Source organism: Halomonas sp. TA22, assembly GCF_013009075.1.
In the GTDB taxonomy this organism is placed as follows: Bacteria; Pseudomonadota; Gammaproteobacteria; order Pseudomonadales; family Halomonadaceae; genus TA22.
Window position 1 is genome coordinate 603708 of sequence record NZ_CP053108.1, and the last position, 24438, is coordinate 628145.

The 24438-nt window shown below is 60.4% G+C and carries 25 protein-coding genes; 13 read left to right on the forward strand and 12 right to left on the reverse strand.

Annotated elements, in window-relative coordinates; translation table 11 throughout:
- Nucleotides 1–203 precede the first annotated feature (203 nt).
- On the reverse strand, nucleotides 204–662 hold the full coding sequence (locus HJD22_RS02695) for a heme-binding protein (RefSeq protein WP_208655636.1): 459 nt from the start codon (nucleotides 660–662) through the stop codon (nucleotides 204–206).
- A 201-nt stretch (nucleotides 663–863) separates the two neighbouring features.
- Between HJD22_RS02695 and HJD22_RS02700 the strand changes: the two genes are divergently transcribed.
- Nucleotides 864–1547 carry a GntR family transcriptional regulator gene (locus tag HJD22_RS02700; protein WP_208655637.1) on the forward strand — a complete coding sequence of 228 codons (684 nt, stop codon included), beginning with the start codon at nucleotides 864–866 and terminating at the stop codon, nucleotides 1545–1547.
- 22 nt (nucleotides 1548–1569) lie between these two features.
- Here the strand turns inward: HJD22_RS02700 and glcC are convergent, their stop codons facing one another.
- A complete protein-coding gene (glcC, locus tag HJD22_RS02705) occupies nucleotides 1570–2346 on the reverse strand; it encodes a transcriptional regulator GlcC (protein ID WP_208655638.1) in 777 nt (258 codons plus the stop codon).
- A 177-nt stretch (nucleotides 2347–2523) separates the two neighbouring features.
- Between glcC and glcD the strand changes: the two genes are divergently transcribed.
- Genes glcD through HJD22_RS02725 form a run of 4 tightly spaced genes read left to right on the forward strand, consistent with a single transcriptional unit; the run spans nucleotide 2524 to nucleotide 6885 of the window.
- Complete coding sequence (gene glcD / locus HJD22_RS02710; protein ID WP_208655639.1) at nucleotides 2524–4023, forward strand: glycolate oxidase subunit GlcD; 1500 nt, start codon at nucleotides 2524–2526, stop codon at nucleotides 4021–4023.
- Between the two features lie 43 nt (nucleotides 4024–4066).
- Nucleotides 4067–5209 carry a glycolate oxidase subunit GlcE gene (gene glcE, locus HJD22_RS02715; RefSeq protein ID WP_208655640.1) on the forward strand — a complete coding sequence of 381 codons (1143 nt, stop codon included), beginning with the start codon at nucleotides 4067–4069 and terminating at the stop codon, nucleotides 5207–5209.
- Nucleotides 5210–5230: 21 nt separating this feature from the next.
- Nucleotides 5231–6487: a glycolate oxidase subunit GlcF gene (glcF, locus tag HJD22_RS02720; RefSeq protein WP_208655641.1), complete on the forward strand. Its 1257-nt coding sequence runs from the start codon at nucleotides 5231–5233 to the stop codon at nucleotides 6485–6487.
- A complete protein-coding gene (locus HJD22_RS02725) occupies nucleotides 6484–6885 on the forward strand; it encodes a heme-binding protein (RefSeq protein WP_208655642.1) in 402 nt (133 codons plus the stop codon). The genes glcF and HJD22_RS02725 overlap by 4 nt, the downstream gene beginning before the upstream one ends.
- Before the next feature lie 114 nt (nucleotides 6886–6999).
- On the opposite strand, the gene HJD22_RS02730 is transcribed toward HJD22_RS02725, so the two are convergent.
- The gene (locus HJD22_RS02730; RefSeq protein WP_208655643.1) at nucleotides 7000–8655 is read right to left on the reverse strand and encodes a BCCT family transporter; all 1656 of its coding nucleotides are present in this window, start codon (nucleotides 8653–8655) and stop codon (nucleotides 7000–7002) included.
- A 508-nt stretch (nucleotides 8656–9163) separates the two neighbouring features.
- On the opposite strand from HJD22_RS02730, the gene HJD22_RS02735 reads away from it, so the two are divergent.
- Together HJD22_RS02735 and HJD22_RS02740 are read left to right on the forward strand one after the other, a co-directional pair.
- A complete protein-coding gene (locus HJD22_RS02735) occupies nucleotides 9164–9418 on the forward strand; it encodes a hypothetical protein (protein ID WP_208655644.1) in 255 nt (84 codons plus the stop codon).
- A 242-nt stretch (nucleotides 9419–9660) separates the two neighbouring features.
- Entirely contained in the window at nucleotides 9661–10560 is a 900-nt protein-coding gene (locus tag HJD22_RS02740) for a DMT family transporter (RefSeq protein WP_208656884.1), read from the forward strand.
- An 84-nt stretch (nucleotides 10561–10644) separates the two neighbouring features.
- Here HJD22_RS02740 and HJD22_RS02745 read toward each other — a convergent pair whose 3' ends face one another.
- The 4 genes from HJD22_RS02745 to HJD22_RS02760 form a co-directional block, all read right to left on the reverse strand.
- Complete coding sequence (locus HJD22_RS02745; RefSeq protein WP_208655645.1) at nucleotides 10645–11424, reverse strand: amino acid ABC transporter ATP-binding protein; 780 nt, start codon at nucleotides 11422–11424, stop codon at nucleotides 10645–10647.
- Nucleotides 11417–12082, reverse strand: coding sequence for an amino acid ABC transporter permease (locus HJD22_RS02750; protein WP_208655646.1), 666 nt, complete (start codon nucleotides 12080–12082; stop codon nucleotides 11417–11419). The genes HJD22_RS02745 and HJD22_RS02750 overlap by 8 nt, the downstream gene beginning before the upstream one ends.
- Before the next feature lie 12 nt (nucleotides 12083–12094).
- Nucleotides 12095–12739 carry an amino acid ABC transporter permease gene (locus tag HJD22_RS02755; protein WP_248730070.1) on the reverse strand — a complete coding sequence of 215 codons (645 nt, stop codon included), beginning with the start codon at nucleotides 12737–12739 and terminating at the stop codon, nucleotides 12095–12097.
- Nucleotides 12740–12834: 95 nt separating this feature from the next.
- A complete protein-coding gene (locus HJD22_RS02760; RefSeq protein WP_208655647.1) occupies nucleotides 12835–13740 on the reverse strand; it encodes a transporter substrate-binding domain-containing protein in 906 nt (301 codons plus the stop codon).
- A 223-nt stretch (nucleotides 13741–13963) separates the two neighbouring features.
- On the opposite strand from HJD22_RS02760, the gene HJD22_RS02765 reads away from it, so the two are divergent.
- Together HJD22_RS02765 and HJD22_RS02770 are read left to right on the forward strand one after the other, a co-directional pair.
- Nucleotides 13964–15424 (forward strand): PLP-dependent aminotransferase family protein, encoded by a 1461-nt coding sequence (locus HJD22_RS02765; RefSeq protein ID WP_283101549.1) that lies wholly within the window; start codon nucleotides 13964–13966, stop codon nucleotides 15422–15424.
- 232 nt (nucleotides 15425–15656) lie between these two features.
- Nucleotides 15657–16010 carry a class II aldolase/adducin family protein gene (locus HJD22_RS02770; protein ID WP_208655649.1) on the forward strand — a complete coding sequence of 118 codons (354 nt, stop codon included), beginning with the start codon at nucleotides 15657–15659 and terminating at the stop codon, nucleotides 16008–16010.
- Nucleotides 16011–16063: 53 nt separating this feature from the next.
- Here the strand turns inward: HJD22_RS02770 and HJD22_RS02775 are convergent, their stop codons facing one another.
- The gene (locus HJD22_RS02775) at nucleotides 16064–17386 is read right to left on the reverse strand and encodes an aspartate aminotransferase family protein (RefSeq protein ID WP_208655650.1); all 1323 of its coding nucleotides are present in this window, start codon (nucleotides 17384–17386) and stop codon (nucleotides 16064–16066) included.
- A gap of 281 nt (nucleotides 17387–17667) precedes the next feature.
- Here HJD22_RS02775 and HJD22_RS02780 point away from each other — a divergent pair, with 281 nt between their 5' ends.
- From HJD22_RS02780 to HJD22_RS02795, 4 genes are all read left to right on the forward strand, one after another.
- Nucleotides 17668–18417, forward strand: coding sequence for a sulfite exporter TauE/SafE family protein (locus HJD22_RS02780; protein WP_217267808.1), 750 nt, complete (start codon nucleotides 17668–17670; stop codon nucleotides 18415–18417).
- Nucleotides 18418–18511: 94 nt separating this feature from the next.
- A complete protein-coding gene (locus HJD22_RS02785; RefSeq protein ID WP_208655651.1) occupies nucleotides 18512–19273 on the forward strand; it encodes an SDR family NAD(P)-dependent oxidoreductase in 762 nt (253 codons plus the stop codon).
- A gap of 111 nt (nucleotides 19274–19384) precedes the next feature.
- Nucleotides 19385–19954 carry a gamma-glutamylcyclotransferase gene (locus HJD22_RS02790; RefSeq protein ID WP_208655652.1) on the forward strand — a complete coding sequence of 190 codons (570 nt, stop codon included), beginning with the start codon at nucleotides 19385–19387 and terminating at the stop codon, nucleotides 19952–19954.
- Between the two features lie 71 nt (nucleotides 19955–20025).
- Nucleotides 20026–20724, forward strand: coding sequence for a dienelactone hydrolase family protein (locus tag HJD22_RS02795; RefSeq protein WP_208655653.1), 699 nt, complete (start codon nucleotides 20026–20028; stop codon nucleotides 20722–20724).
- Between the two features lie 7 nt (nucleotides 20725–20731).
- On the opposite strand, the gene HJD22_RS02800 is transcribed toward HJD22_RS02795, so the two are convergent.
- The 4 genes from HJD22_RS02800 to HJD22_RS02815 form a co-directional block, all read right to left on the reverse strand.
- Nucleotides 20732–21625 (reverse strand): NAD(P)-dependent oxidoreductase, encoded by an 894-nt coding sequence (locus HJD22_RS02800; RefSeq protein ID WP_208655654.1) that lies wholly within the window; start codon nucleotides 21623–21625, stop codon nucleotides 20732–20734.
- Complete coding sequence (gene denD / locus HJD22_RS02805) at nucleotides 21622–22626, reverse strand: D-erythronate dehydrogenase (RefSeq protein ID WP_248730072.1); 1005 nt, start codon at nucleotides 22624–22626, stop codon at nucleotides 21622–21624. The genes HJD22_RS02800 and denD overlap by 4 nt, the downstream gene beginning before the upstream one ends.
- Before the next feature lie 84 nt (nucleotides 22627–22710).
- A complete protein-coding gene (locus HJD22_RS02810) occupies nucleotides 22711–23556 on the reverse strand; it encodes a carbohydrate ABC transporter permease (protein ID WP_208655655.1) in 846 nt (281 codons plus the stop codon).
- The gene (locus HJD22_RS02815) at nucleotides 23553–24413 is read right to left on the reverse strand and encodes a carbohydrate ABC transporter permease (RefSeq protein ID WP_208656888.1); all 861 of its coding nucleotides are present in this window, start codon (nucleotides 24411–24413) and stop codon (nucleotides 23553–23555) included. Before HJD22_RS02815 ends, HJD22_RS02810 begins: the two co-directional genes overlap by 4 nt.
- Between the last annotated feature and the right edge of the window lie 25 nt (nucleotides 24414–24438).

The window sequence follows — 24438 nt, forward strand, 5'->3', positions numbered from 1 at the left end:
GCGATGATCACCACCCAGCCAGATCTCTAGAATTCAATTTGAATTCAAAATACAAAATTAGGTACTCAACTTTAGTCGCGGCGATTTATCCAAATCACACCAGGCGTTTGGAATCAATGAGTTAAGGTATAAAGAGAGCGATAGCGCAGCGTGCCCGGCCGATATTCGGCCGGGCACGAGATGGAAAGGTTGGCTGACGTTCGCTATATGGGTTCGCGTCCCCAGCCAAGACCGGCAGCTTCGATGCCAGCAATGGCAGCACTTTCATCCTCGGCGGAGGAGGCACCACTGATGCCTACGGCCCCTATCACCTGCTTGCTGGCATCGAGTATGAGCACCCCACCGGCCACGGGAATGTAGCGGCCGCCGGAGGCGGCGGCAACGCTTGCGAGAAACGCCGGACGCTCGGCGTTTCGCTCGCCGAGGACACCGCTCGACACGCCATTTCCCAACGCGGCGAACGCCTTCCCCTCGGCCACCGGATAGCGCAGTGGCGCGCAGCCATCCTCGCGCTCGGCAGCGATAGTGTGTCCGCCGCCGTCCAGCACTATCGCGGTGAGAGGGTCCAGTGAGGCCTCTCGGGCAGTCCTGAACACTTCATCGATGATCTTGCGCGCCTGTGCACGCTTCAGCTGAACGCTACAACGGTAGACTTTTCCCATGGTCGGCTCCTGATTGTCATTGTTTTGCCTTGCCCATACGGCGGTCATGGCTGGTATGGTCAGCCATGCTTGAGCGTATTTTGAATTCATAATAACTTTTACACAGTGGTGCCAATGCGGCAACAATCGACCAAGCGATTCGGATTCGGGTAGCGATGCATAAGGTATCGAGCCGGGATACCTCGTAACGGGATTCAATCTATGAGCAAGATCCAGCAACGCAATCTTTATCGGGAAGTGGCTGACCGTATCCGAGACCTGATCGAATGTGGCGAGTTGCGTCCGGCTGAGCGCATCTCGGAAAAGAAGCTATGCGAGAGTTTTGGTGTCTCACGGACCCCGCTCAGGGAGGCCTTGAAGGTGCTGGCCTCCGAAGGGCTGGTGGAGCTGCTGCCCAATCGCGGCGCGCGAGTCATGCAGCTGACCATGAAGCAGGTCAAGGATACCTATGACCTGATGGGCGCCCTGGAGGGGCTGTCGGGAGAGCTCGCCTGCCAGTTCATCAGCGATACCGAAATCAACGCCATCTGCGATCTGCACGATAGGATGCTCGAGCATTATCGCCAAAGGCAGCTCTCCGACTACTTCAGGGTCAACCAGCAGATTCACGAGCGTATTCTGGCCGCCTCGAACAACGAAGTGCTCCAGGAGATGTACAACAATCTCAGCCAGCGGGTGAAGCGGGTGCGTTACTCAAAGAAGATGACCGATAGTTTCTGGCGCAAGGCAGTCAACGATCATGAGAAGATGATCGTCGCTCTCAAGGCCCGGGATGGCGCGCAACTCGGGCAGATCCTGCGCGAACACCTGTGCAACAAGCTCGAGGTCGCCTCCCTGTCAGGCGTCATCATGGACGAGAGCACCGCCAACGCCGTCAATTCCTAGCCGCCTTCCTGGCGCGTCAGCCCTACTCCCAAGCCTCCAGCCGCATCGACGAACGTTCCAGGCGCTGATCCTCGGCTTCGATCTCGCGCAGGTTGTCGCCGATGCTGGAGAGATGCTCCAGGGCCACCCGCCTGGCAAGCTCCGGCTTGCCCTGCACGACGGCATTGTGCAGCCGGGCATGTTGGCGGTTGATCATGTCGCGGGGCTTTGGACGGTGATAGAGATTTTTCACCGAGGCGAACACCGAACTCAACAGCAGGTCGGTGAGACTCTGCAGGGTGTGGACCAGCACCGGATTATGGGAAGCCTGGCAGATCGCCAGATGGAAGGCGTGATCGAGCCTGGCCAGATGCTCGACCTCGATAGGCTCGGCATTGTCGATATAGTCGGCCATCTCCTTGAAGCGGCGGGTGATCAGTACCCTGTCGGCGGGCGTGCCGCGGCTCGCCGCCAGCCGCGCGGACTCTCCCTCCAGCAAGGCACGCACCTCGAGCAGATCGTAGAGAGTGCGCGGGTGATCGCGAAACAGGTGCATCAGCGGGCTATCGTCGCGGGCCGGCAGCAGTTGGGCGACTCGCGACCCCTTGCCATGCAGCGTCTCGAGAATCCCCCTGCCGCGCAGCACACGCAGGCCCTCACGCAACGAAGAGCGCGACACGCCCAACCGCTCGCACAGCCGGCGTTCGGAAGGCAGCAGCTGCCCAGGTGGAAACACGCCATCCAGAATCAGGCGTTCGAGCTTTGCCGCCACTGCGTCGGGCATGCGCACGCCCACCGCTTCCTGACCTGCTGCCGACATGACCCCTCCTTCGCTGACGTTGCCTCGTAGTTCAGGCACTTCGCCACCTTATACCAAAGTCTGGTCAGACCACTACACCACAGGCTGGACTTTGCCCGGCTTAGCTCACAGATTAGCGAGCAAGGTCCCGTCATGAGGACCCTGCGACCTACCGTGCCCGGATACTTGGGAGTCAGCATGAATATCCTCTACGACGCGACGCTCGACGGCGAGTTGCCGCACAACGACAAGGCCGACGTGCTGGCAAGACTCAGCCAGGCCGTGCCGGACATGACCCTGCTGCACCGCGAGGAGGACCTGCGCCCCTTCGAGTGCGATGGCCTGTCGGTCTATCGCGTGCTGCCCATGCTGGTGGCGCTGCCCGACAAGCTCGAGCAGGTCGAGGCGCTGCTCAGAACCTGCCACGAACTCGGCGTACCGGTGGTTACCCGCGGTGCCGGCACCGGGCTCTCCGGCGGTGCGCTGCCGCTCGAGCAGGGCGTACTGCTGGTGATGTCACGCTTCAAGCAAATCATCGAAGTGGACCCTGACGCGCGCGTGGCACGAGTGCAGCCTGGCGTGCGCAACCTGGCGATTTCTGAAGCCGCCGCGCCGTACGGCCTCTACTACGCTCCGGATCCCTCATCGCAGATCGCCTGCTCGATCGGTGGCAACGTCGCCGAGAACGCCGGCGGCGTGCACTGCCTGAAGTACGGCCTCACCGTGCACAACGTGCTCAAGATCGAGGTGATGACCATCGAGGGCGAGCGCATGACGCTTGGCAGCGAGGCCTTCGATGCCCCCGGCTTCGACCTGCTGGCACTGTTCAACGGCTCCGAAGGCATGCTCGGCGTGATCACCGAGATCACCGTCAAGCTGCTGCCCAAGCCGGAGTCCGCCAAGGTGCTGATGGCGAGCTTCGACGATGTCGAGAAGGCTGGCCGAGCGGTGGGCGACATCATCGCCGCCGGCATCGTTCCCGGGGGCCTGGAGATGATGGACAAGCTGGCCATCAAGGCCGCCGAGGATTTCGTGCGTGCCGGCTATCCGGTGGAGGCCGAGGCGATCCTGCTGTGCGAGCTTGACGGCGTCGAGGCCGACGTCGTCGAGGATTGCGCCAAGGTGCGCCGCGTGCTCGAGAATGCCGGCGCCACCGAGATCAGCCAGGCCCGCGATGATACCGAGCGCGCCAGGTTCTGGGCCGGACGCAAGGCAGCCTTCCCCGCCGTGGGCCGCATGTCGCCGGACTACTACTGCATGGATGGCACCATTCCACGACGCGAACTGCCGCGGGTGCTCAAGGGCATCGCCGCACTTTCAGCGGAGTCCGGGCTGCCGGTCGCCAATGTTTTTCATGCCGGCGATGGCAACATGCATCCGCTGATCCTGTTCGATGCCAACAAGCCCGGTGAGCTGGAGTTGGCCGAGGAGGTCGGCGGCAAGATACTCGAGCTGTGCGTCGAGGCCGGCGGCAGCATCACCGGCGAGCATGGCGTAGGCCGCGAGAAGATCAACCAGATGTGCGCCCAGTTCCAGCCCGACGAGCTCACCACCTTCCATGCCGTCAAGGCGGCGTTCGATCCGCATCGGCTGCTCAACCCGGGCAAGAACATCCCGACCCTGCAGCGCTGTGCCGAATTCGGCGCCATGCACGTGCACAACAACGAACTGCCGTTTGCAGAATTGCCGCGTTTCTAATGCAGAGTGTTGCCGCGTTTCTGAGCGCGTTGGAGAACCAGTCATGCAGCATGAACAGGACCACTACCCGACCCACGCCGAACGCAGTGCGGGTCACGACGGAAGCCTCGACCAGGATAGCGCCGAGGCGCTCTGTGAGCGTGTTCGTCAGGCCAATGGCGACCGGACCCCGCTGCGCATCGTCGGCGGCGATACCAAGGCATTCTACGGCCGCGCCGTGAAGGGTGAAGCGCTCTCGACATGTGAGCATCGCGGTATCGTGCATTACGACCCAGTGGAGCTGATCGTCTCGGCACGAGCAGGCACGCCGCTTGCCGAGCTGGAAGCCGTGCTCGACACCCAGGGCCAGCGGCTGGCCTTCGAGCCACCCCACTTCGGCGAAGGTGCCACCGTCGGCGGCACCATCGCCACCGGACTCTCCGGTCCGCGTCGTCCGTGGGCCGGCAGCGCGCGCGATTTCGTGCTCGGCACGCGGATGATCACCCATGAGGGCAAGCTGCTACGCTTCGGCGGTGAGGTGATGAAAAACGTCGCCGGCTACGACTTGTCGCGGCTGATGGCCGGCGCCCAGGGCACGCTTGGCGTGATCGCCGAGGTCTCGCTCAAGGTGCTGCCCAAGCCGGCGGCAACCCACAGCCTGCGCCTCGAGATGCCACTCGACAGTGCTCTTACCCGCCTTGCCGAATGGGGGCGCCAGCCACTGCCGCTCTCTGCGGTGGCCTATGTCGAAGGTGCCCTCTACCTGCGCCTGGAGGGGGGCAACAGCTCGGTGGCGGCAAGCCGCGAGCGACTGGGCGGCGAGGGAGTGGAGGCACGCTTCTGGGAGGAACTGCGCGAGCACCGCCTGGCATTCTTTTCGCCACAGGATGACCGCCCGCTATGGCGGCTGTCGCTACCCAATCACGTGGCCACCATTGCACTACCCGACATGCAGCAAGATGACGTGCTCTACGACTGGGCCGGCGCCCAGCGCTGGGTGAGAAGTGCGGCCACCGCCGAAACCATTCGCAACGCCGCCGCCAAGGTCGGCGGCCATGCCACCTGTTACCGCAGCCAGCGGAACGCAGACGCCATCGAGCCGTTCACGCCGCTTGCGCCGGTGGTTGCCAAGTATCACCGCAACCTCAAGGCCGAACTCGACCCCAACGGGATCTTCAACCCTGGCCGGCTCTACGCGGCATTGTGAGACATAGCGGGGAGAGTTGAAATGCAAACACATTTTACCGACGCCGATCTGCAGAAGCCGCATATCCGCGAAGCGGACCGAGTGCTGCGTTCATGCGTGCACTGCGGGTTCTGCAACGCCACCTGCCCTACCTACCAGCTGCTCGGCGACGAGCGCGATGGGCCGCGTGGACGCATCTACCTGATGAAGGAGCTGCTCGAGAGCCGTGACGACGACGACCAGGTGACCGAAGAGACGCGCCTGCACCTGGACCGCTGCCTCACCTGCCGCAACTGCGAGACCACCTGCCCCTCCGGCGTCGAGTACCACAAGCTGCTCGATATCGGCCGTGCCGAGATCGAGCGCCGGGTGCCGCGCAATGCACGTGATCGCGCGCTGCGCTATGGCCTGCGCAAGGCGCTGGTCGAACCCAAGCGCTTCCAGGCCCTGCTGAGCCTTGGCCAGACGTTCAAGCCGCTGGTGCCGGGGGCTCTCAAGAGCAAGATGCCGGGCAAGCCGGTGGATGCCGGCACCCGCCCCGACCACAAGCGCCACACCCGACAGATGTTGATTCTGGAAGGATGCGTTCAACCGGGGCTCTCGCCCAATACCAACGCCGCCACGGCGCGGGTGCTGGACCGGCTCGGCATCGGTCTGACGCCGATCGCACAAGCGGGCTGCTGCGGCGCCATCGACTTCCACCTCAACGCCCAAGAGGCGGGCCGTGCCCGCATGCGCGCCAATATCGACGCCTGGTGGCCGCAGGTGGAGAACGGCATCGAGGCGATCGTCCAGACCGCCAGCGGTTGCGGTGCCTTCATCAAGGAGTATGGCGAGATGCTTGCGGGCGACACGCAGTACGCCGAGAAGGCGGAGCGCATCAGCGCGCTGGCCAAGGATCTGGTGGAAGTGCTGCGCGCAGAGGATCTCGAGGCACTCAGCGTCGAGGAGACGCGCAAGCTCGCCTTCCACTGCCCCTGTACCCTGCAGCATGCCCAGAAACTTGGCGGCGCCGTGGAGGGGGTACTGACGAAACTCGGTTTTGCGTTGACACCGGTACGCGATGCGCATCTATGCTGTGGCTCGGCAGGCACCTACTCGATCACCCAGCCGGAGCTCTCACGGCAGCTGCGCGACAACAAGCTCGATGCCTTGGAGGCCGGCAAGCCCGATGCCATCGTCACCGCCAATATCGGTTGCCAGACGCATCTCGCCGGAGCAGCCAGTACACCCGTAAGACACTGGATCGAGATCGTCGATGACGCTCTCGCCAGCCAATCAATGAGGAGAACTGCATGAAAACCAAATCCGTCCTGACCCTTGCCGACGTCAACGCCATTCTCGATGCGGCCCAGAAGGAAGCCGAAGCCAACAGCTGGGCAGTGACCATCGCCGTGGCCGACGATGGCGGTCATCTGCTCGGCCTGCGGCGTCTCGATGGCGCGGCACCGATGACGCCAAGCGTGGCATCCGAAAAGGCCAGAAGCTCGGCACTGGGCGCCCGCGAGACCCAGGCCTTCGAGGAGATGATCAACGGCGGACGCAATGCCTTCCTCTCCGCCCCGCTGCAGGGGCTGCTCTCCGGCGGTGTGCCGGTACTGGTCGATGGCCAGGTCGCCGGCACCGTGGGCGTCTCCGGCGTCAAGCCCGACCAGGACGTGCAGATCGCCAGGGCGGGTGTCGCCGCCGTCGCCTGAGCCGCCCCTGGCCTGCCAGCAAAAAAACCGGCCGCGGCACTGCATCAAGCAGTGTCGCGGCCGGCTTCCCTTAGCAGCTACTCACATGGACTTGGCTGTCCCAATCGGCCCCGTTCAGGCCGCGGGGCGTTTGCGCCGCAGCTGGCGCAGTTCGCCATTCAGCGCCTTGACGATGCTGTAGCACATCAGAAGCATCACGATGGAGAACGGAATCGCCGTCGCAGTAACGCCCGCCTGAAGCGCCGCCAGCCCCCCACCGAGAAGCAGTACGATGGCAATCATCCCCTCCACCGTTGCCCAGAACATCCGCTGCGGCCTGGGTGCATCGGTCTTGCCCCCGGAGGTGATGGTGTCGATCACCAGGGAGCCGGAATCCGACGAGGTGACGAAGAAGATCAGCGCCAGAACGATGCCAAGGGTGGACATCAGGCCAGTCAACGGCAATTCATTGAGCATGCCGAACAGCGAAAGCTCAGGGCTGTAATTGTCGATCACGTAGTCCTTGACCAGGCTGGTGTCCGGGCTTGCGTAGAGCTGGTCGAGCGCAATGCCGCCAAATACGCCCATCCAGATGAAGATGAACAGGCTGGGAATCAGCAGCACGCAGACCACGAACTCGCGAACCGTGCGCCCCCGCGACACCCGGGCGATGAACATGCCAACGAACGGTGCCCAGCTGACCCACCAGGCCCAGTAGAAGATCGTCCATGCCTGACGATAGGCGTCATCGTCACGTCCGAAGGGTGCCGACAACGGCACGAACTCCGTCACGTAGGTCGTAAGTCCCGTCCATAATCCATTCAGGCCCACCAGGGTCGGGCCGGCGAACAGCACGAAGAAGAAGAACAGCACGGCCATGATCATGTTGATCTCGGAGAGCTTCTTCACACCGTCCTCGAGTCCGCGCCAGACCGACACCAGTGCCACCGCCGTCACCAGCACGATGATGATGACCTGAGCGGTGGTGCTGACCTCCAGGCCAAAGATGAAATTCATCCCCGCATTGGCCTGTTGTGCCCCGAGCCCAAGCGTCGTGGCCAATCCGAACAGGGTCGAGAATACCGCCAGAATGTCGATTGCATGGCCCCACCAGCCCCAGACACGCTCACCGAGAATCGGGAAAAACGCCGAACGAATGGAAAACGGCAATCCCTTGTTGTAGGTGAAGATGGAAAGTGCCAACGCCATCACCACATAGACGGCCCAGCCATGTATCCCCCAATGCAGGAAGGTACCGGCAAGACCCATGGCGATTGCATCGGGAATGGCCTCCGGGTCGAGTTCGCCATCGGCTCCGAAGGGAGAAGGAATACCCAATGGCAGGGAGACGTTGGCGTGATAGACCGGCTCGAGCACCCCGAAGAACAACAGCCCGATGCCGATACCAGCGGCGAATAGCATCGCGAACCAGGAGAGATAGCCATAATCCGGCCGGGCATCGGGACCGCCCAGCCTCACCGAGCCATAGGGCAGGACGACGAGCGCGATACAGAATAGGATGAAGAAATCCACCACGAGCATGAAATACCAATCCAGCGTCCCGGTAGCGAAGCCGACAATGGCCTGGAAGACACCTCCCGCCCTCTCCGGAAACAGCAGGGTCAGTGCGATGAAGACGAGCGAAGCGAGGGCCGATACGACAAAGACCCGATTGTGAATATCGAAACCGATGGGTCCCAGCCGCCCTTCGATATTGTCCTGGCCAACGGTGTAATCCGTCTGCATGTCGCTAGTGACGGAGGGCGACTCCGGGTCACTCGGACTATTCATACGCTGCTCCCTCTTGTCATAATGTAAACCACTTAGATTTTATTCTCGTAAGCCTACCGCTTGGACCCTCACGCTTGATTGCCGGAAGGGTTGGCGTGTGCCGCACACCATAGGCGCTCCCTATGACCAAGTGCAACACGGCAGCTGATATCCCAGCCTGCGCGAGCGGCTTACATAACGCTCAAGGAGCTGGCTGTACCAGTGTCGTCCCGGCATCGGCCCGCCCAACTGGCGCCAGCCGCCGGATATCCAGAGTCGCAGTTCGCCGATGGCTCCCGGCGAGATGGTCTCTTTCGATCTCAATACCGGGTGGCGCCACCTGCAAGTACCTATCTCGACCGCGACATGCTCGAGTCGCGCCTGCGGGTCCTGGCCCGACAGGGCTGAAATCCAATGTAGCCGGTCGCGCATTAGCCCGGCACCGATAGATGTTGGGCACTACACTCAGAAAGCGGAGACGCTCGGCTTTCGCCGATTTCAGTACACAAGAACAACAAGGAGAGTAGCAATGATCAAGTCACTGTTTGCCACACTGGCACTGATGCTGTTCGCGTCGGCGGCCTGGGCCCACACCTGCCCCGCGCTGATGAGCGAGATCGACCAGGCGCTGGAGGACGATGCGATCGTCGCCCAGCTCAGTGAAGATGAGCTTGCCGAAGTCCGCGAGCTGCGCGAGCGGGGCGAGGCGTACCATATCGAAGGCGAGCACGATCAGTCCGAGGAGACGCTGAACGAAGTCAAGGACATGCTCGGTATCGCATAGAGGGAGGATGCGCCATGGCCCATGGCTGGGCACGCGACGGCGCCGTGCAGGAGCAGATCGACAGCACGTCGCGGACGCCCTTGAGCGGGCACGCAGCCAGCTGCGCTGATCGGCCCATGTCGGCTCAGGCAAGAACATCGATTGCCGAGCATGACAGCGGTATAGTGTGTCCTTGTACTTGCCAGTTCCTGCAAGGCCCCGCCGATCCGCGCCGGGGCCTTCTTCGTCTGCATGAGGTCGACATGCCGCTGCTCTACTTTCTCGCCCCGCTCTGCGCGGTACTGATCTGGTCGGGCAACATGACCATCAACCAGCTCACGGTGGGCGCCATTGCCCCCAGCAGCATCGCCTTCCTGCGGTGGATATTGGCACTCGCGGTGCTCTCACCCTTCGTGTTGCCCTCGGTATGGCGCCACCGTCATACGCTCAAGCGCGCATGGCCCAAGCTCGCCTTTCTTGGACTGCTCGGCATGGCGATGTGGCAGGGGCTCGCCTACGTGGCGGCCGAGACCACCTCGGCGACCAACATGGGTATTCTCGCCGCCACGGTACCGCTACTCACGGTGCTGCTCAGCGCCGTGATCCTGCGCGAGGTGCCAAGCCTGGGCGGTGTGACGGGTGGACTCATCGCGCTGGTGGGTGTCTTCATCCTGCTCGGGCGCGGTGACCCGCTCTCGCTGCTGGCGCTCGACGTGGCGCTAGGTGATGCGCTGATGGTGGTCGCCGCCACCTGCTACGCCGCCTATGGAGTGATGCTCAAGCGCTGGCCGATGGATCTGCCGCCCTGGGTGATGCTCTACGTGCAGGCGGTGTTCGCCAGCCTGCTGCTGCTGCCACCCTACCTGCTTGGCCCGATGACGCCGGTAGATGGCCATAACGTGTGGCTGATTCTGTATGCCGGCATTCCAGCCTCGATCATCACCACTTTTCTGTGGATGCGCGCGATACGCCAGATCGGCGCGAGCAAGGCGAGCATTTTTCTCAACCTGATGCCGCTGTTCAGTGCGGTCATTGCCATGGTCTTCCTTGGCGAGCGCCTGGCCAGCTGGCACCTGCTCGGTGGCGGGCTGACACTGTGCGGTGTCATGATGGCCCAGACATTGACGCAGCCGTTGCTGCGTAGGGCCACGCTAAGACAATAGCACCCCAGGTGACGCGCCATGTCTCTCCACCCTCCACCTGATAGCGCATGCAGAATAGTAAGATAGTTAGCGAACTTACCTGACCTAGGTAATGCTCTCAGTCTCTGGACTCTCCAGCTCGAGAAATTTACGTACACGATCGGTCTTGGGTCGCTGGAAGAACTCCTCTGGTGGAGAGTTCTCAATGATTACTCCTTTTTCAAGGAATACCACTTGGTCAGAAACATTCCGAGCGAACTCCATCTCGTGGGTGACGACCACCATTGTCATGCCTTCACGAGCCAGTTGCTTCATGACCGCGAGCACCTCGCCGACGAGTTCCGGATCTAGCGCCGAAGTCGGCTCGTCGAACAGCATCACATCAGGCTGCATTGCCAGGGCGCGGGCAATAGCCACACGCTGCTTTTGGCCGCCAGAGAGGGTGTAAGGATAGTTATCGCGCTTTTCGGTCATTCCTACCTTTTCAAGCAATTCTAATCCGAGCCGCTCTGCTTCAGCCTTGGCCATGCCCTGTACGTGAATAGGCGCTTCGGTGACATTACGCAGCACGCTCAGGTGCGGCCACAGGTTGAAACTCTGAAACACCATGCCTAGCCGTGCGCGACGCTTCGCCAACTCGCGGCGAGACATAGGCTTGCCATTGACATTGATACCGATACGGTCGCCAGCGACACGAATCTCACCATGGTCGGGTACCTCTAACCAATTAATGCAGCGCAACAAGGTTGACTTACCTGAACCGGAAGAGCCCAGGATGCTTACCACCTCGCCCCGCTTGACCTCTAGATCAACGTCTCGTAACACTTCCACGTCGTCGAAACTCTTGGATAAATTGCGAATGCTCACGGCGGCTGTCTCAGCCATTCTCGAATCCTCTCTTCGTGCCGAAACGGCCTAATTGCTTGATGAAGACATCCAGCCCAAGGCTGATCGCCCAGTAGAAACCGATTACCACTATGAAAGCTTCCATCGGGATGAAGTAGGTTGACGACAGGCTGTTGGCGGCTGCCGTCAACTCACGCACAGTGATGATGACAAGAAAGGCCGTGTCCTTGAGACCGATGATCAATTGATTGCCAATCAAAGGGCGCGTCCTCAGGATCAGCTGTGGCAAGATGATGCGCAGGAACATATTGGGAATGGAAAAACCCTGCGCCGTTGCCGCCTCAATCTGGCCTTGAGCCAGTGTCGAACGACTTCCACGAAATATCTCAGCGAAGTACGCTCCGTGATAGATAACTAACGCAATGATCCCGGCCGTCCAAGCATTCAGACGAATCCCCAGGCTGGGCAGTCCATAATAAAGAAGATATGCCAACACCAGGAACGGCAGCATGCGCATGCCATCGATGAATATGCGCAGCGGCACACGCAAGCGCGGTCTCGCTCCCTCCAACAGGAACACCACCAGACACCCAAGCAAGAAGGCCAATAGTGATGAGAAGCCAAAGATTTGCAGGGTACTGAGAAAGCCACGCCAGAATACATCTCGCGCCGACCAGAGTATTTCCCAGTTGCTCATGATGCCTTCTCCTTACACAGCCAGGCGGTTGGCCTTTCGCTCAGCGACACGTTGCAGCCATACCAGCAGGCTGATGATCGCCATGTACAAAACCGCCGCAGCCAGGATCGGCGGCAGGGGCTCATAGGTCACCGCCGAAATGCGGTTGGTGACTCGCGTTAGATCGACGATGCCGATCACCGCAATGGCCGGGCTTCCCTTGATCAGAAACGACATTTCGTTGACCAGCCCAGGCAGACTGGTAATGGTAATTTGCGGCAACATGATGCGCCGAAAGTAGACGTATGGCGTCATGCCGATGGCCATCGCCGCCTCACGCTGCTCGCGGGAGAAATTATTGAATGCCGAGCGCCAAATCTCGGCATTAAAGGCTGCCGTATTTAGTGTCAAAGCCAAAATACCGGCGACATTGCGGTTGAGGCTGATTCCAAAGGTCGGTGCCGTCATGAAGATGAACAGTACCAAGGTGACCAGTGGGGTAGCTCTGGCGATGCTGATATAGAGTCCCAGCACTTGATGCACGAAGGGAATCCGAGCGGTACGAAGCAGTGCAATGACCAAGCCCAGCACCACGCCAATGGCGATCGATACACCAGAAATCCAGGCGGTGGTCCAGGCGCCCTGAAATAACAAGCCCCAAGCTCCGCTAGTCATCATGTTCCCCTCGATAAGCCTATCTTTCATTACCCCTCACTCGCCGACATTGCGAGTGAGGGCTTCGTTGTGCCAGCGTATGGCCAGCCAGGCTCAGATCAGTTCATGCCTGCCATTTCGTGATATTCCTCAACAGTAGTAATCGGGACATGAGGCAGATCATCGAAGGATTGACCGAACCACTTTTCCTGAAGCTCAGCCAGACGGCCGCTTTCGCGCATTTCGGTCATAAAATCAGTTAGGTATTCGAGAAGCTCGGGGCTGTTCTTGGGAACGGGCCAAGAGGCGAACCCAGGGCCGGATACGGCCTGCCCCATGGCAAAAGTATCTCCTCTCACGCTTACCAGATCATTTAGCGGCACCACGGCATCCACAACAAAGTCGAGCCGGCCATTGGCCAGATCAGCGTGTGCCTCAGGATAGGATTCATACTCGACAACTTCGCCGAGCCTTCCACCCTGCTCCTCTAGCGTTGTAGCCAACTCAGATAAACGGCTCAGGCCTACGCTACCAGCCTGAGCGCCAACACGTTTGCCGCTCAAATCTTCAACACTGTTAATACTATCGTCATCGATACGCTTGACATAAAAGATCTGTGCAGAGGCGTAAGGAGGAACAAAGTTGAAGACACGCAGGCGCTCCTCGGAAACCAAGGCGCCCGTCGTGGCTACGTCGTACTGGCCAGTAGCTACCGAGGCTAATAGGCCAGTCCACGGCAGAATGTCTTGGCGGATTTCAAAATCAGCATATTCACGCAACTCCTCAAGCATATCCGCCGTGAATCCCTCCGGTTCACCGTCGGCAATAAAGTTGAAGGGGGCATAATTGTCCTCGGTCGCCACATTCATGTAGCCACGGCTCTCGATTTCAGGGAGGTCGACAGCAGCGGCCTGCAGAGAAAGGCTCAGTGCGATACCGCCAAGGCTCATCGAAAGCGCCTTGAATAGTGCCTTGTGCTTGGGCCAGCCACCCTTGGTGGTAGATTGGGAGTGGTAAATCGCCATGTTACAGCCCTCTTTTTGTGTGTTGGAAATCAGGGTCGAAGCGGCCTCGACAGGCAGTGCCGAATTCGGCCTCATTGCCTTGCCTTCACCCTAGAGATTTCCCTCGTCATCCATTAGAGCCAGATGCGCGCGATTCGAAGGACAGCCTTTGAGCTGTCTCATGGCACGCATATTGCTTTGATACAATAGGGATAAAATAATTGTTTCGAGGGTTGCCATGACGATGCTTTGCTTGACGCTTGAAAATGGTGCTACTAGTTGTCTGCAGGAGCAGCTTCGTGTGGCCTTGCTCGAAACGATCCGGCTCAATGCGATTCCAACAGATGAAGCACTACCCTCATGCCGGAAATTATCGAAACAGCTAGGAATTTCGCGCAACACTGTCGCTATCGTTTATGAAGGGCTGGTCGAGGACGGTTATTTAGTAAGTCGTCCTCGCAGTGGTTATTACCTGCATGAAAACTACCATCAGGAGGGCTTAGCGCTGGAGGAGATCCCTCACCAGACCAAGCTTGAAGCACCATCTTGGAGCAAGCGTTTCACTCACCGCCCCAGTAATTATCAAGGGGTACTCAAACCCAGCAATTGGATGGAATACGACTACCCTTTCATCTATGGGCAGCTTGATACGCAACTGTTTCCTCTGGAGCAATGGCGCGACGTTAACCGTCGGCTGCTCAGCGGCCGAAGCGACAAGCACTGGTTAGGTGATCGCATCGACCAAGACGATCCACTGCTGATCGAGCAACTACGCAAGCGAGTATTGCCAAAGCGCGGTATTTTTGCACGCAGTGACGAAATCTTGATCACAATGGGCTCACAAAATGCACTGTTCTTGATCGCTCAATTGCTCCTCCATAGCGAAACTCGTATCGGGTTGGAGAATCCAGGCTATCGAGAGGCAGTTAATGTATTTGCGCGACAGGGTGCCAAGCTACAATTGCACGGCATAGACAATCAGGGAATTTTGTTAAATGAAAACTCCAAGGCCTGTGATTATCTCTATGTCATGCCCAGCCATCAGGTGCCAACGGGAATAACCATGAGCCACACCCGCCGCGAGGAGTTGATCGCACAAATACAGGCTCATGATCAGATCGTAATCGAAGATGATTACGATGCCGAAATGCATGGCGATCAATTCGCACTGCCCGCACTAAAGGCTAGCCGTGCTGGCCAACGAGTCATCTATATGAGCAGCTTCTCGAAAGCGCTTTCTCCCGGACTTCGCCTAGGCTATATAGTAGCCGACTCCGAACTGGTCGAAGAATTACGTGCGCTGCGGCGAATGATGTACCGCCACCCCCCTTCCGGCCTGCAGCACCAGATGGCACAGTTTTTTTCCCAAGGACACTACGAACGATATCTACGCTTCTATACGGACGACACTCAGCGCCGTCGCGAGCGGCTGGGTAAGGCGTTGGAAAGAGAGCTGGAGGGCTGTCGACGAATCAATGGCAGCCAAGCCAGCGCCTTCTGGCTGGAAGCGCCCAACAGCCTGGATACGCAACATTTGGCTTGGCAAGCTGCTCAGCTTGGCGTGCTGATCGAGCCAGGGTTTCAGCATTTCTTTAATCAAGCACCGCCAAGAAATTTCCTACGCTTGGGATTCGGTGCAATCGATTGTGAGCGCATCGATTCTGGAATCTCGCGCTTGGCTCAAGCTTTTGACAGAGTAGCTTGAGCCAAGCGGCAGATACCGAAAGCCCATAAGACCAGTTATCAGGATGTCACAAAAAGGCCTGACAACTGACTCTAATGAGTCGGATTTGACTCGCTAGAGCCATGTAGGCATAGGTAGCTTATGCAGGGGATGACGGGGCTGGTAATGGCTAAGCTACTACGCTTTATCTGAAGCATTAGCCAGCTCGCCAGCATTCTATACTTCAAGCCCTGAAAACATTTAAGTAATTTGTATGGCAGCAAGAAGGGGAATGAGCGAAGGTATTTGTAATCATTTCTCAGCGCTGGCTCCCGGCTATCCTGAGCTCTTCTTAGTGAACCTTTACGGCCTGGCCTTTGAGGAGATAACAGCATCAAAACTACTGACCTGTGATTTTCACGGCAATGTTGTGGACGGCGCAGGAGAACCCGAGGCCACGGCTTTCTATATTCATGGTCGGCGTACTGATCGAACCGGGCTTTCAGCACTTTTTCAAACTGCACCCCACCTCGCCACTATTTCCGCCTTGGCTTCGGCGCCATTGATGCCGAACGGATCACTCCAGGCATTCAACTACTGGCCAAGGCATTTCATGCCATGTAAATGAACTCGCCGCCCTTGATGGGCGGCGAGTTCATTCATGCATTCAACGAAACGCACCTACTTGACGAAGCGGGGCGATAGCTCGCTTAACACCTCGTCGAGAATGCTCAACCCCTGTTCGACCTCCTGTGCAGACACCGTGCAGGGCGGGACCACATGGATGCGGTTCTCGACGATGAAAGTGAGTAGGCCTTTTGCCGCAAGCGCACCCTTGAGCTCTGCCATGCCAGTGCCTGCAAGTGGCTCACGCGTTTCGGGATCAGTCACGAATTCGAGGGCATGGAATACACCGAGGCCGCGCCGCTCGCCGATAATGGCGTGCTTGTCTGCCAGCGTATCGAGCCCCGACGCCAACACACCGTTGCCTACGCGGTCGGCATTTTCGATGATGCCCTCTTCTTCCATGGCATCGAGCGTAGCGACGATGGATGCCATGGCAAGCGGATGCCCGGAGTAGGTCATGCCACCCACGAAGAAGTGATCATCAAAATAGCGGCTGATCCGCTCGGAGATGATCACCCCACCCGTGGGGACATAACCGGAGTTGACGCCCTTGGCGAAGACGATCAGATCCGGCTCCACCGCAAAGTGATCGAAGGCGAACCAGCTCCCGGTACGCCCGAAGCCTGCCATGACCTCGTCGAGAATCAGCATGATGCCAAACTCGTCGGCAAGCGCGCGCACGCCCTTGAGATACTCCTTCGGTGGCACGAGGATGCCCGCGGTACCGGGAATGGTTTCCAGCAAAATGGCGGCAATGGCTTGGGGGCCTTCGCACTCGATCACCCTACGCAGGTGATGCAAGGCACGTTCACACTCTTCCTCCTCTGAGCTCGACCAGAAATCGGTGCGGTACAGATAGGGATTGAAAAAGTGGGCATGGCCGCGAGCAAATTCGTTGGGTACGCGCCGCCAGTCACCCGTGGCTGCGATGGCCGACCCGGTATTGCCGTGATAGGAGCGATAGGCCGAAAGCACCTTGTCGCGCCCGGTGACGATACGCGCCATACGAATCGCGTTCTCATTGGCGTCGGCACCGGCGTTGGTGAAGAACACCTTCTTGAAGCTATCGGGGGCGCGGGCCAGGATGCGCTTGGCGGCTTCGCCGCGTGCCAGGTTGGCGTGCGCCGGCGCCACCGTGGCGAGAGTCTCGGCCTGCGCCTTGATAGCAGCCACTACCTTGGGGTGCTGATGGCCGATATTGGTATTGACCAGCTGGCTACTGAAGTCGAGATACTCCTTGCCGGCGAAGTCCCACAGCTTGCACCCCGACGCACCGGCGATCACCAGCGGATTGAGGCTGCCCTGTACAGACCAGGAGTGGAAGATGTGCTCTCGATCCAGTTGGTATACGTATTCGTTCGATTCTTTATGAGACATGTGTGCCTGCTTCCGTCATCTGGTTAAAAATCCGAGCCTCTACGCGGCATCGTTTGGGCCTCGTACAACTGATTCGTTTACAGGCCCACGTCGTCATGCCGGTGACGATGGACGACCAGACTAGAAAAACGCTCACCTCCCCCATAGAGCCAGAACGGACCGGCCGCCTGGACAGACGCGATGGACGGAGATGTCCCGAGCAACCGCCTCATCTGGCCCTATGAGCAACCCGAGCAGTTTTCTAGAGTAACGCCACGTCAACCACAAGGAACTGAAACGACGTGAGTTTACTGCCCGCCATGCTCATCGTGTTCTTCGCCGGCGTGGTACGCGGGTACAGCGGCTTTGGCTTTGCCATGATCGTGGCGTTGGGGCTGATGTTCTTCATGCCGCCGGTGCATGCCATCCCGATGGCACTGCTGCTGGACCTAGTGTGCAGCCTGGGACTGCTGCGCCGAGCTATGCATCGCATGCATCACGCCATGACGCCTCGGCTCATCGTCGGCATGCTGATCGCAACACCGCTCGGCGTCTGGCTGGTCGCCTACTTGCCGGCTGAGAGAATCAGCACACTGGTGGCGGTGGTGTCACTGCTGGGTGGTTTGTCCATCCTATTCGGACGCAAGCCTAGGGCGCCGGCAATCGAACCAGCTACACCTGGGCGGCTGGAAAGATACGCCATCCCGGCGGGGGGCGTCTCCGGTCTCTCGATGACCATGGCCTCTGCGGGGGGACCACCGCTGATGCTGTATCTCCTCAACACATCCTTGCCGCCGACAGTCATGCGTGCCACGGCCATCGTGTTCTTCATGGCCAGTAGCAGTTGTTCCTTGCTCGGTTTCGCCCTAGTCGGAGCATTGACGAGCGACATCCTCACCTGGGGAGCGATGCTGGTGATCCCAGCGCTGGGAGGCAGCCTGGGGGGTCAGTGGTTGTTCCATCGCTCACCGCCAGCCTCCCTGCGCTGGTCGGTTGCCCCTCTGCTGATTGGTCTCTCGCTATGGGTACTGCTGGGCCAGCCGGCGCATTGATGGGATCGAATCGAGTGTTAGCTTATTGGCAACACATGACACCAATCGCTTGGCACCAACCGTGCCGGGCCACATAGACAGAAGGAGCTTTTCGATGAGTCACATTGCTTTCATTACCGGGGCGACCTCCGGATTCGGCCGCGCCTCGGCACGCCGCTTCGCTCAGGCAGGCTGGGGACTAGTGCTTACCGGGCGCCGCCAGGAGCGCCTGGAAGAGCTGAAACGCGAGCTCGAAGGCAAGGTGCCGGTGCACATCGTGGCGCTGGACGTACGCGACGCCGAGGCTGTAAAGCAGGTCGTGGCCGAGTTACCCGCCGAGTTCCGCCAAATCACCTCACTGATCAACAACGCCGGCCTCGCGCTGGCGCCGGAACCGGCGCAGCAGGTCGATCTAACGGATTGGCACACCATGATCGATACCAACGTGACCGGGCTGGTCAACGTTACTCATGCGCTGCTACCTATGCTGATCGAAACCGGCCAGGGCGCCAGTATCGTCAACCTTGGCTCGATCGCTGGCAAGTGGCCCTATCCCGGCAGCCATGTCTATGGTGCCTCCAAGGCCTTCGTCCAACAGTTCAGCTATAACCTGCGATGTGATCTGCTCGGCACTGGTGTGCGCGTGACCGATATAGCTCCCGGTCTCTCCGAAACCGAGTTCACCCTAATACGCACCCGCGGCAACCAGGCCGCCTCGGATGCTCTCTACAGTAATACAACACCGCTCAGACCCGAGGATATCGCCGAGCAGATCTTCTACGTCGCAACACTGCCTGACCATATCAACATCAACCGCCTGGAAGTGATGCCGACACGCCAGGCCTGGTCACCATTTGCTATCGACCGCGATAACTGAGGTCAGCAGAAAGAAAAGGCAGTGCACCGGTAGTCGGTGCACTGCCTTTTGCTTTTGAGCCATTTTCCATGTAATGCTGCCCACAGGCTTCCTGATCCCGCCATTCTGCCAATGACGCTCGATACCACGCTCATCAATCAACAGCGCATGATCCTCAAGGAGGGTGCCGACATCTGGCTGTTCGGCTACGGTTCGCTGATCTGGAAGGCCGAGTTTCCCTACCACGAACGACGCCCTGCGCATATCGAAGGCTGGGCACGCCGTTTCTGGCAAGGCTCCCACGATCACCGAGGCACTCCGCCATCGCCCGGCCGCGTCGTCACCCTGATCAAGGCACCCGGCGCTACCTGCCAGGGCATGGCCTACCGTATCGACGCCGAGACGCTTGGCCCGCTGGATGTTCGCGAAAAGAATGGCTATCTTCGCGAAGTCATCACGCTACACTTCACCGATGGCAGCCCCGCCGAAGGGCTGATCTACCTCGCCACCGAAGACAACGCCGCCTTCCTGGGTGACGCCCCGCTCGATGCCATGGCAAAACAGATTGCCACTCGCCACGGCCCCAGCGGCGCCAATCGCGACTACCTGCTCAATCTCGCGGAATCACTGGAAAGTCTGGGTGCGGAAGACCGCCACGTGTTCGAGCTAGCAAAACGGGTGCGGTGTTACTCTCGTCGTTGACGCGCCACGGCAAATGCTCCTGCCTGAGCTAGGTTCAGGCTGTCCAGAAACCACCCATGAAGGAAGCATGCATGACCACGCAATGGATCGACCTCACCGCCCGCGATGGCGGCACCTTTCAGGGCTACCTGGCCCTTCCTCCGGCGGGCAAGGGTCCCGGCATCGTGCTGCTTCAGGAGATCTTCGGCGTCAACGCCCATATTCGCAGCGTTGCCGAGCAGTACGCCCAGGATGGCTATGTGGTGCTGGTGCCCGATCTGTTCTGGCGCCAGGAACCAAGCGTCGAGCTCGGCTATGACGGCGAGGACAAGGAGAAAGCCTTTACGTTGATGAAGGCCCTGGACAATGTCCAGGCCATTGACGACATCAGCTGCGCCGTGACGAGCCTGCGCGCCCGCCCGGAGTGCGAAGGCCGTGTGACCTCGCTGGGCTACTGTCTAGGCGGCCGGCTCTCCTATCTCTGCGCGCTGGACGGCGGCGTCGATGCAGCGGTGTGCTTCTATCCCGGGGGCATCGCCAACCTGCTCGATCGCGTGCCCTCCCACGATATCCCTCTGCAGTTCCACTTCGGCGGGCAGGATGCGCATATCACCCAGGACCACATCGGCCAGGTCCGCGAGGCGATCGGGGAGCGAGGCAATGTGGACATCAACATCTACGATGATGCCGATCACGGTTTCAACTGCTGGGCACGCAGCGCCTACCACCGCCATGCGGCCGCCCTCTCCCATGGCCGTACCTTGAGCTTTATCGAAACCGTAGTGAACTGATACAGGCCTAGGAGATCGCATTCAGCCGCCGCAGCTCGCGCATCAAGCCACTGTGGTCGAGCTCGCCGTCGCCATACTCGACCATGGCGGCGAACAGTGTGTCGGCAACCCGTGCCACGGGCAGCTCCAGCCCCAGCGCTTCGGCGCGTGCCAAGGCGGTGCGCGTATCCTTGAGCTGATACTTCGCCGGGCCGCCCGGGGCGTAGTCCTGATCGATCATGCGCTTGCCGTGTTGACGCATGACCGGCGAATCGGCGAAGCCCCCACTCAGGGCGTCGCGTACCTTGGCAGGGTCGGCGCCACCCCGCTCGGCGAACAGCAGCGCCTCGGCCACCGCCGCGATGGTACTGGCCACGATCATCTGGTTGGCGAGTTTGGTCTGCTGACCGGTGCCGGCCGGACCGACATGCACCGGACGCCCCATCGCCGAGAGCATCTCACGGCACACCTCGAACACACTCGCCTCGCCGCCGGCCATGATCGCCAGGCTGCCTTCCGTCGCACCCTTCTGGCCACCCGATACCGGCGCATCCAGATAGCCTATCCTGCGCTCGGCGCAGTGCTGCGCCTGGTTCACCGCCGTCTCCACGGGAATCGAGCTCATCACGATCAGCGTGGCCCCCGGCATCATGACATCGATGGCGCCCCCGCCACGCTCATCGCCCTCCAACAGCAGCGCATCGCAGGTGGGGCCATCGCTGAGCATGCAGATCAGGGCGTCCACGCCGGTTGCGGCGTCGGCCGGCGTTGCGCAGGCGATCCCCCCGGCCGCCACGATCGCATCCAGCTTCGCCGTCGAGCGATTCCACGCCTGCAGGGTGTAGCCAGCCGTCAGTAGATTGAGTGCCATGGGCTCGCCCATCAGCCCGGTACCGATGAACCCGATGCGTGTCCTGTTCATGCCTTGTCCCCCTTAAGCGTGATGCCCTCATCCTCGATGTGCGCCTGAACGATCGACATGATGTCGTCATCCGCCTGGAAACCGAGCGCCTCGGCACGGGGCGTTGCCGCCCGTACCGGCCAGCTTTCGACGATACGCTGGATCTCGGCATCCGGCACCCAGTCGATCAGCTCACGCGTTGCCGTGCCCGCCACCCGTTCGAGCGCCTCGACCATCTGGGCGATGGTGACCGTCAGGCCCGGCAGCGCAATCGTGCGCTGCTGACCTAGCGTCTCGGCACTCAACGCCATGGCGTGAAGCATCGCCTCGAGCGCGCGACGCGGCGAGGAGATGAACACCGCGGTATCGGGCGTAACGGGGCACACCGCGCGCTCGTCGTTGAGCGGCTCGCGAATGATAGAGCTGACAAAGGTGGAGGCCGCCTTGTTGGGCTTGCCAGGACGCACGGCGATGGTCGGCAGGCGCAGGGTGCGGCCATCGACGAAGCCGCGGCGGCTGTAGTCGGCCACCAGCAACTCGCCGATCGCCTTCTGGGTACCGTAGGAGGAGGTCGGCGTGAGCGCGGTATGCTCCTGCACTGTCTCGGGCAGCTCGCCGCCGAATACCGCGAAGCCGCTGGCATACACCAGGCGCGGACAGCGATCCTGAGCGCGCAACGCCTCCAGCAAGTTGAGCAGGCCATAGAGATTGACGTCCATGCCCAGATCGAAGTCGGCCTCCGCCGCGGAGCTGACAACGGCGGCCAGGTGCCAGATCACATCGACATCGCGAGCCAGCTCGCCGACGGTCATTGTATCGTCGATATCCCCTATTCGAAGCTCGAGGCGCGGATCCTGCGGCAGGCCTTCACCGGGGAAGGCATCGAACAGGATGATCCTGCCGATCTCGCGAGGCCCTTCGCCTTCGAATTCGAGACTGCCCTGCTCAAGCAGGTGACGTGCGATACGCTTGCCGATGAAGCCGGTACCGCCGGTAATCAGGATGCGCAGAGGGTGGTGCATGAAGAGCCTCCTGGCGTGAGGTCAACTGTTGTTGTGGGTAACTGCCAGGGTGCCATTACTTCTCCGGCGGCGCTGCATTTTTTCCTAGCGAATGCCCGCGCGCAGGAACGACTGCACGAACTGGCGCTGAAACAGCAGAAAGGCGACCAGCAGCGGGGCGATGCTGAGCAGCGTGGCGGCACTGACGGTAGCCCAGTTGACGCCGGTTTCCGGTGCCGAGAATATCCCCAGCCCCACGGTGAGTGGGCGACTCTCCACCGAGTTGGTGACCACCAGCGGCCACAGGAAGTTGTTCCAGTGGTGGCTGATCGAGACCAGCCCGTAAGCCAGGTAGGTGGGCTTGGCGAGCGGTACATAGACCTTGAGCAGCACCGCCGTCCAGCTGCACCCCTCTATCCTCGCGGCATCCTCGAGTTCACGCGGGATGGTCTTGAAGGTCTGGCGCAGCAGGAAAATGCCGAAGGCGCTGGCGACATAGGGCAGGCCGATGCCGGTGATGGTATTGACCAGGCCCAGACCACTGGCGATACGATAGTTTTCGACGATCAGCACCTCGGGAAAGACGAACAATTGGATCAGCACCAGCATGAACAGGATGTCCTTGCCAGGGATCGGAAAGCGGGCGAAGGCGAAGCCCGCCAGGGTGCAGACCACGAATTGCGCAGCGACCACCCCGCTCACCAGCAGGAAGGTATTGAGGTAGTAGCGGGCGAACGGCGCCTGGGCCCAGGCATTGGCGAAGTTGTCCAGGGTGAGTGGCGCGAACAGCTCGAAGCGCACCATGAACGCAGGTGGATGAAACGCCGCCCACAAGGCGTAGAGCAACGGGAATATCCAGATGATCGCCAGCAGCCAGGCGGCGAAGGTTTCCAGGCTGGGCAGGCGCAGCCGTGCGGCCGGCTGCGTCGCGGCTACCGAGGAGGTCGTCATTGATAGTGCGTCCTGCGGTCGAGTATGGCGAACTTGAGTGTGGCCACCACGGCCAGCACCAGCAGGATCACCACGGTGATGGTGGCGGCGTAGGTGCGGTCGAAGAACGAGAAGGCATTCTCGTAGACGTAGTAGAGCAGCAGGTTGGTGGCGTTGTTGGGCCCGCCCTTGGTGAGGATGAACAGGTGATCCACCACCCGCACGGCATTGATCAGCGCATTGATCAACACGAACAGCGTGGTCGGCATCAGCAGCGGAAAGGTCACCCGCCAGAAGAAGCTCCAGCGGCTGGTGCCCTCCAGGTCGGAAGCCTCCTTGAGCTCCGGGGCGATGCCCTGCAGCGCCGCCAGGTAGAAGATCATGAAGAAGCCCGCCTCCTTCCAGACGCTCATCACGATCACCGAGCCCAGCGCCACACCGGGGTCGCCCAGCCAGTTGATCCCGGAAAACCCCAGCGCGCCGAGCAGCTTGTTGAACAGACCGATCTGAGGCGCGTAGAAGAACATCCAGATGTTGGCCGCGGCGATCATCGGCAGGATCGTCGGTGTGAAGTAGGCCATGCGAACCAGCCCCCGCCCCGGCAGCCGGCCGTTGACGAACAGCGCCATGCACAGCGCCAGCACGATCGAGGCGGGAATGGTACCAAGCGCATAGACTAGGTTGTTGCGCGCGACCTTCCAGAAGGTGGCGTCGTTAATCAACAGCGCGTAGTTCTCGAGGCCGACGAACTCGGCGGGCTGGCCGCGAAATCCGGGCACGAACAGACTGTTGATCAACGTGGCCACGGTGGGCAGATAGGCGAAGGTCGCCAGCAGCACCGCGGCGGGCAACAGCAGCAATGCGCCATAAAGCTGCATGCGTCGATCGGCATTTTGAATCACC

Excerpts from the sequence above, each read along its gene's own strand:
- HJD22_RS02695 (WP_208655636.1), bottom strand. The coding sequence starts at position 662 with ATGGGAAAAGTCTACCGTTGTAGCGTTCAGCTGAAGCGTGCACAGGCG.
- HJD22_RS02700 (WP_208655637.1), top strand. The coding sequence starts at position 864 with ATGAGCAAGATCCAGCAACGCAATCTTTATCGGGAAGTGGCTGACCGT.
- glcC (WP_208655638.1), bottom strand. The coding sequence starts at position 2,346 with ATGTCGGCAGCAGGTCAGGAAGCGGTGGGCGTGCGCATGCCCGACGCA.
- glcD (WP_208655639.1), top strand. The coding sequence starts at position 2,524 with ATGAATATCCTCTACGACGCGACGCTCGACGGCGAGTTGCCGCACAAC.
- glcE (WP_208655640.1), top strand. The coding sequence starts at position 4,067 with ATGCAGCATGAACAGGACCACTACCCGACCCACGCCGAACGCAGTGCG.
- glcF (WP_208655641.1), top strand. The coding sequence starts at position 5,231 with ATGCAAACACATTTTACCGACGCCGATCTGCAGAAGCCGCATATCCGC.
- HJD22_RS02725 (WP_208655642.1), top strand. The coding sequence starts at position 6,484 with ATGAAAACCAAATCCGTCCTGACCCTTGCCGACGTCAACGCCATTCTC.
- HJD22_RS02730 (WP_208655643.1), bottom strand. The coding sequence starts at position 8,655 with ATGAATAGTCCGAGTGACCCGGAGTCGCCCTCCGTCACTAGCGACATG.
- HJD22_RS02735 (WP_208655644.1), top strand. The coding sequence starts at position 9,164 with ATGATCAAGTCACTGTTTGCCACACTGGCACTGATGCTGTTCGCGTCG.
- HJD22_RS02740 (WP_208656884.1), top strand. The coding sequence starts at position 9,661 with ATGCCGCTGCTCTACTTTCTCGCCCCGCTCTGCGCGGTACTGATCTGG.
- HJD22_RS02745 (WP_208655645.1), bottom strand. The coding sequence starts at position 11,424 with ATGGCTGAGACAGCCGCCGTGAGCATTCGCAATTTATCCAAGAGTTTC.
- HJD22_RS02750 (WP_208655646.1), bottom strand. The coding sequence starts at position 12,082 with ATGAGCAACTGGGAAATACTCTGGTCGGCGCGAGATGTATTCTGGCGT.
- HJD22_RS02755 (WP_248730070.1), bottom strand. The coding sequence starts at position 12,739 with ATGATGACTAGCGGAGCTTGGGGCTTGTTATTTCAGGGCGCCTGGACC.
- HJD22_RS02760 (WP_208655647.1), bottom strand. The coding sequence starts at position 13,740 with ATGGCGATTTACCACTCCCAATCTACCACCAAGGGTGGCTGGCCCAAG.
- HJD22_RS02765 (WP_283101549.1), top strand. The coding sequence starts at position 13,964 with ATGCTTTGCTTGACGCTTGAAAATGGTGCTACTAGTTGTCTGCAGGAG.
- HJD22_RS02770 (WP_208655649.1), top strand. The coding sequence starts at position 15,657 with ATGGCAGCAAGAAGGGGAATGAGCGAAGGTATTTGTAATCATTTCTCA.
- HJD22_RS02775 (WP_208655650.1), bottom strand. The coding sequence starts at position 17,386 with ATGTCTCATAAAGAATCGAACGAATACGTATACCAACTGGATCGAGAG.
- HJD22_RS02785 (WP_208655651.1), top strand. The coding sequence starts at position 18,512 with ATGAGTCACATTGCTTTCATTACCGGGGCGACCTCCGGATTCGGCCGC.
- HJD22_RS02790 (WP_208655652.1), top strand. The coding sequence starts at position 19,385 with ATGACGCTCGATACCACGCTCATCAATCAACAGCGCATGATCCTCAAG.
- HJD22_RS02795 (WP_208655653.1), top strand. The coding sequence starts at position 20,026 with ATGACCACGCAATGGATCGACCTCACCGCCCGCGATGGCGGCACCTTT.
- HJD22_RS02800 (WP_208655654.1), bottom strand. The coding sequence starts at position 21,625 with ATGAACAGGACACGCATCGGGTTCATCGGTACCGGGCTGATGGGCGAG.
- denD (WP_248730072.1), bottom strand. The coding sequence starts at position 22,626 with ATGCACCACCCTCTGCGCATCCTGATTACCGGCGGTACCGGCTTCATC.
- HJD22_RS02810 (WP_208655655.1), bottom strand. The coding sequence starts at position 23,556 with ATGACGACCTCCTCGGTAGCCGCGACGCAGCCGGCCGCACGGCTGCGC.
- HJD22_RS02815 (WP_208656888.1), bottom strand. The coding sequence starts at position 24,413 with ATGCAGCTTTATGGCGCATTGCTGCTGTTGCCCGCCGCGGTGCTGCTG.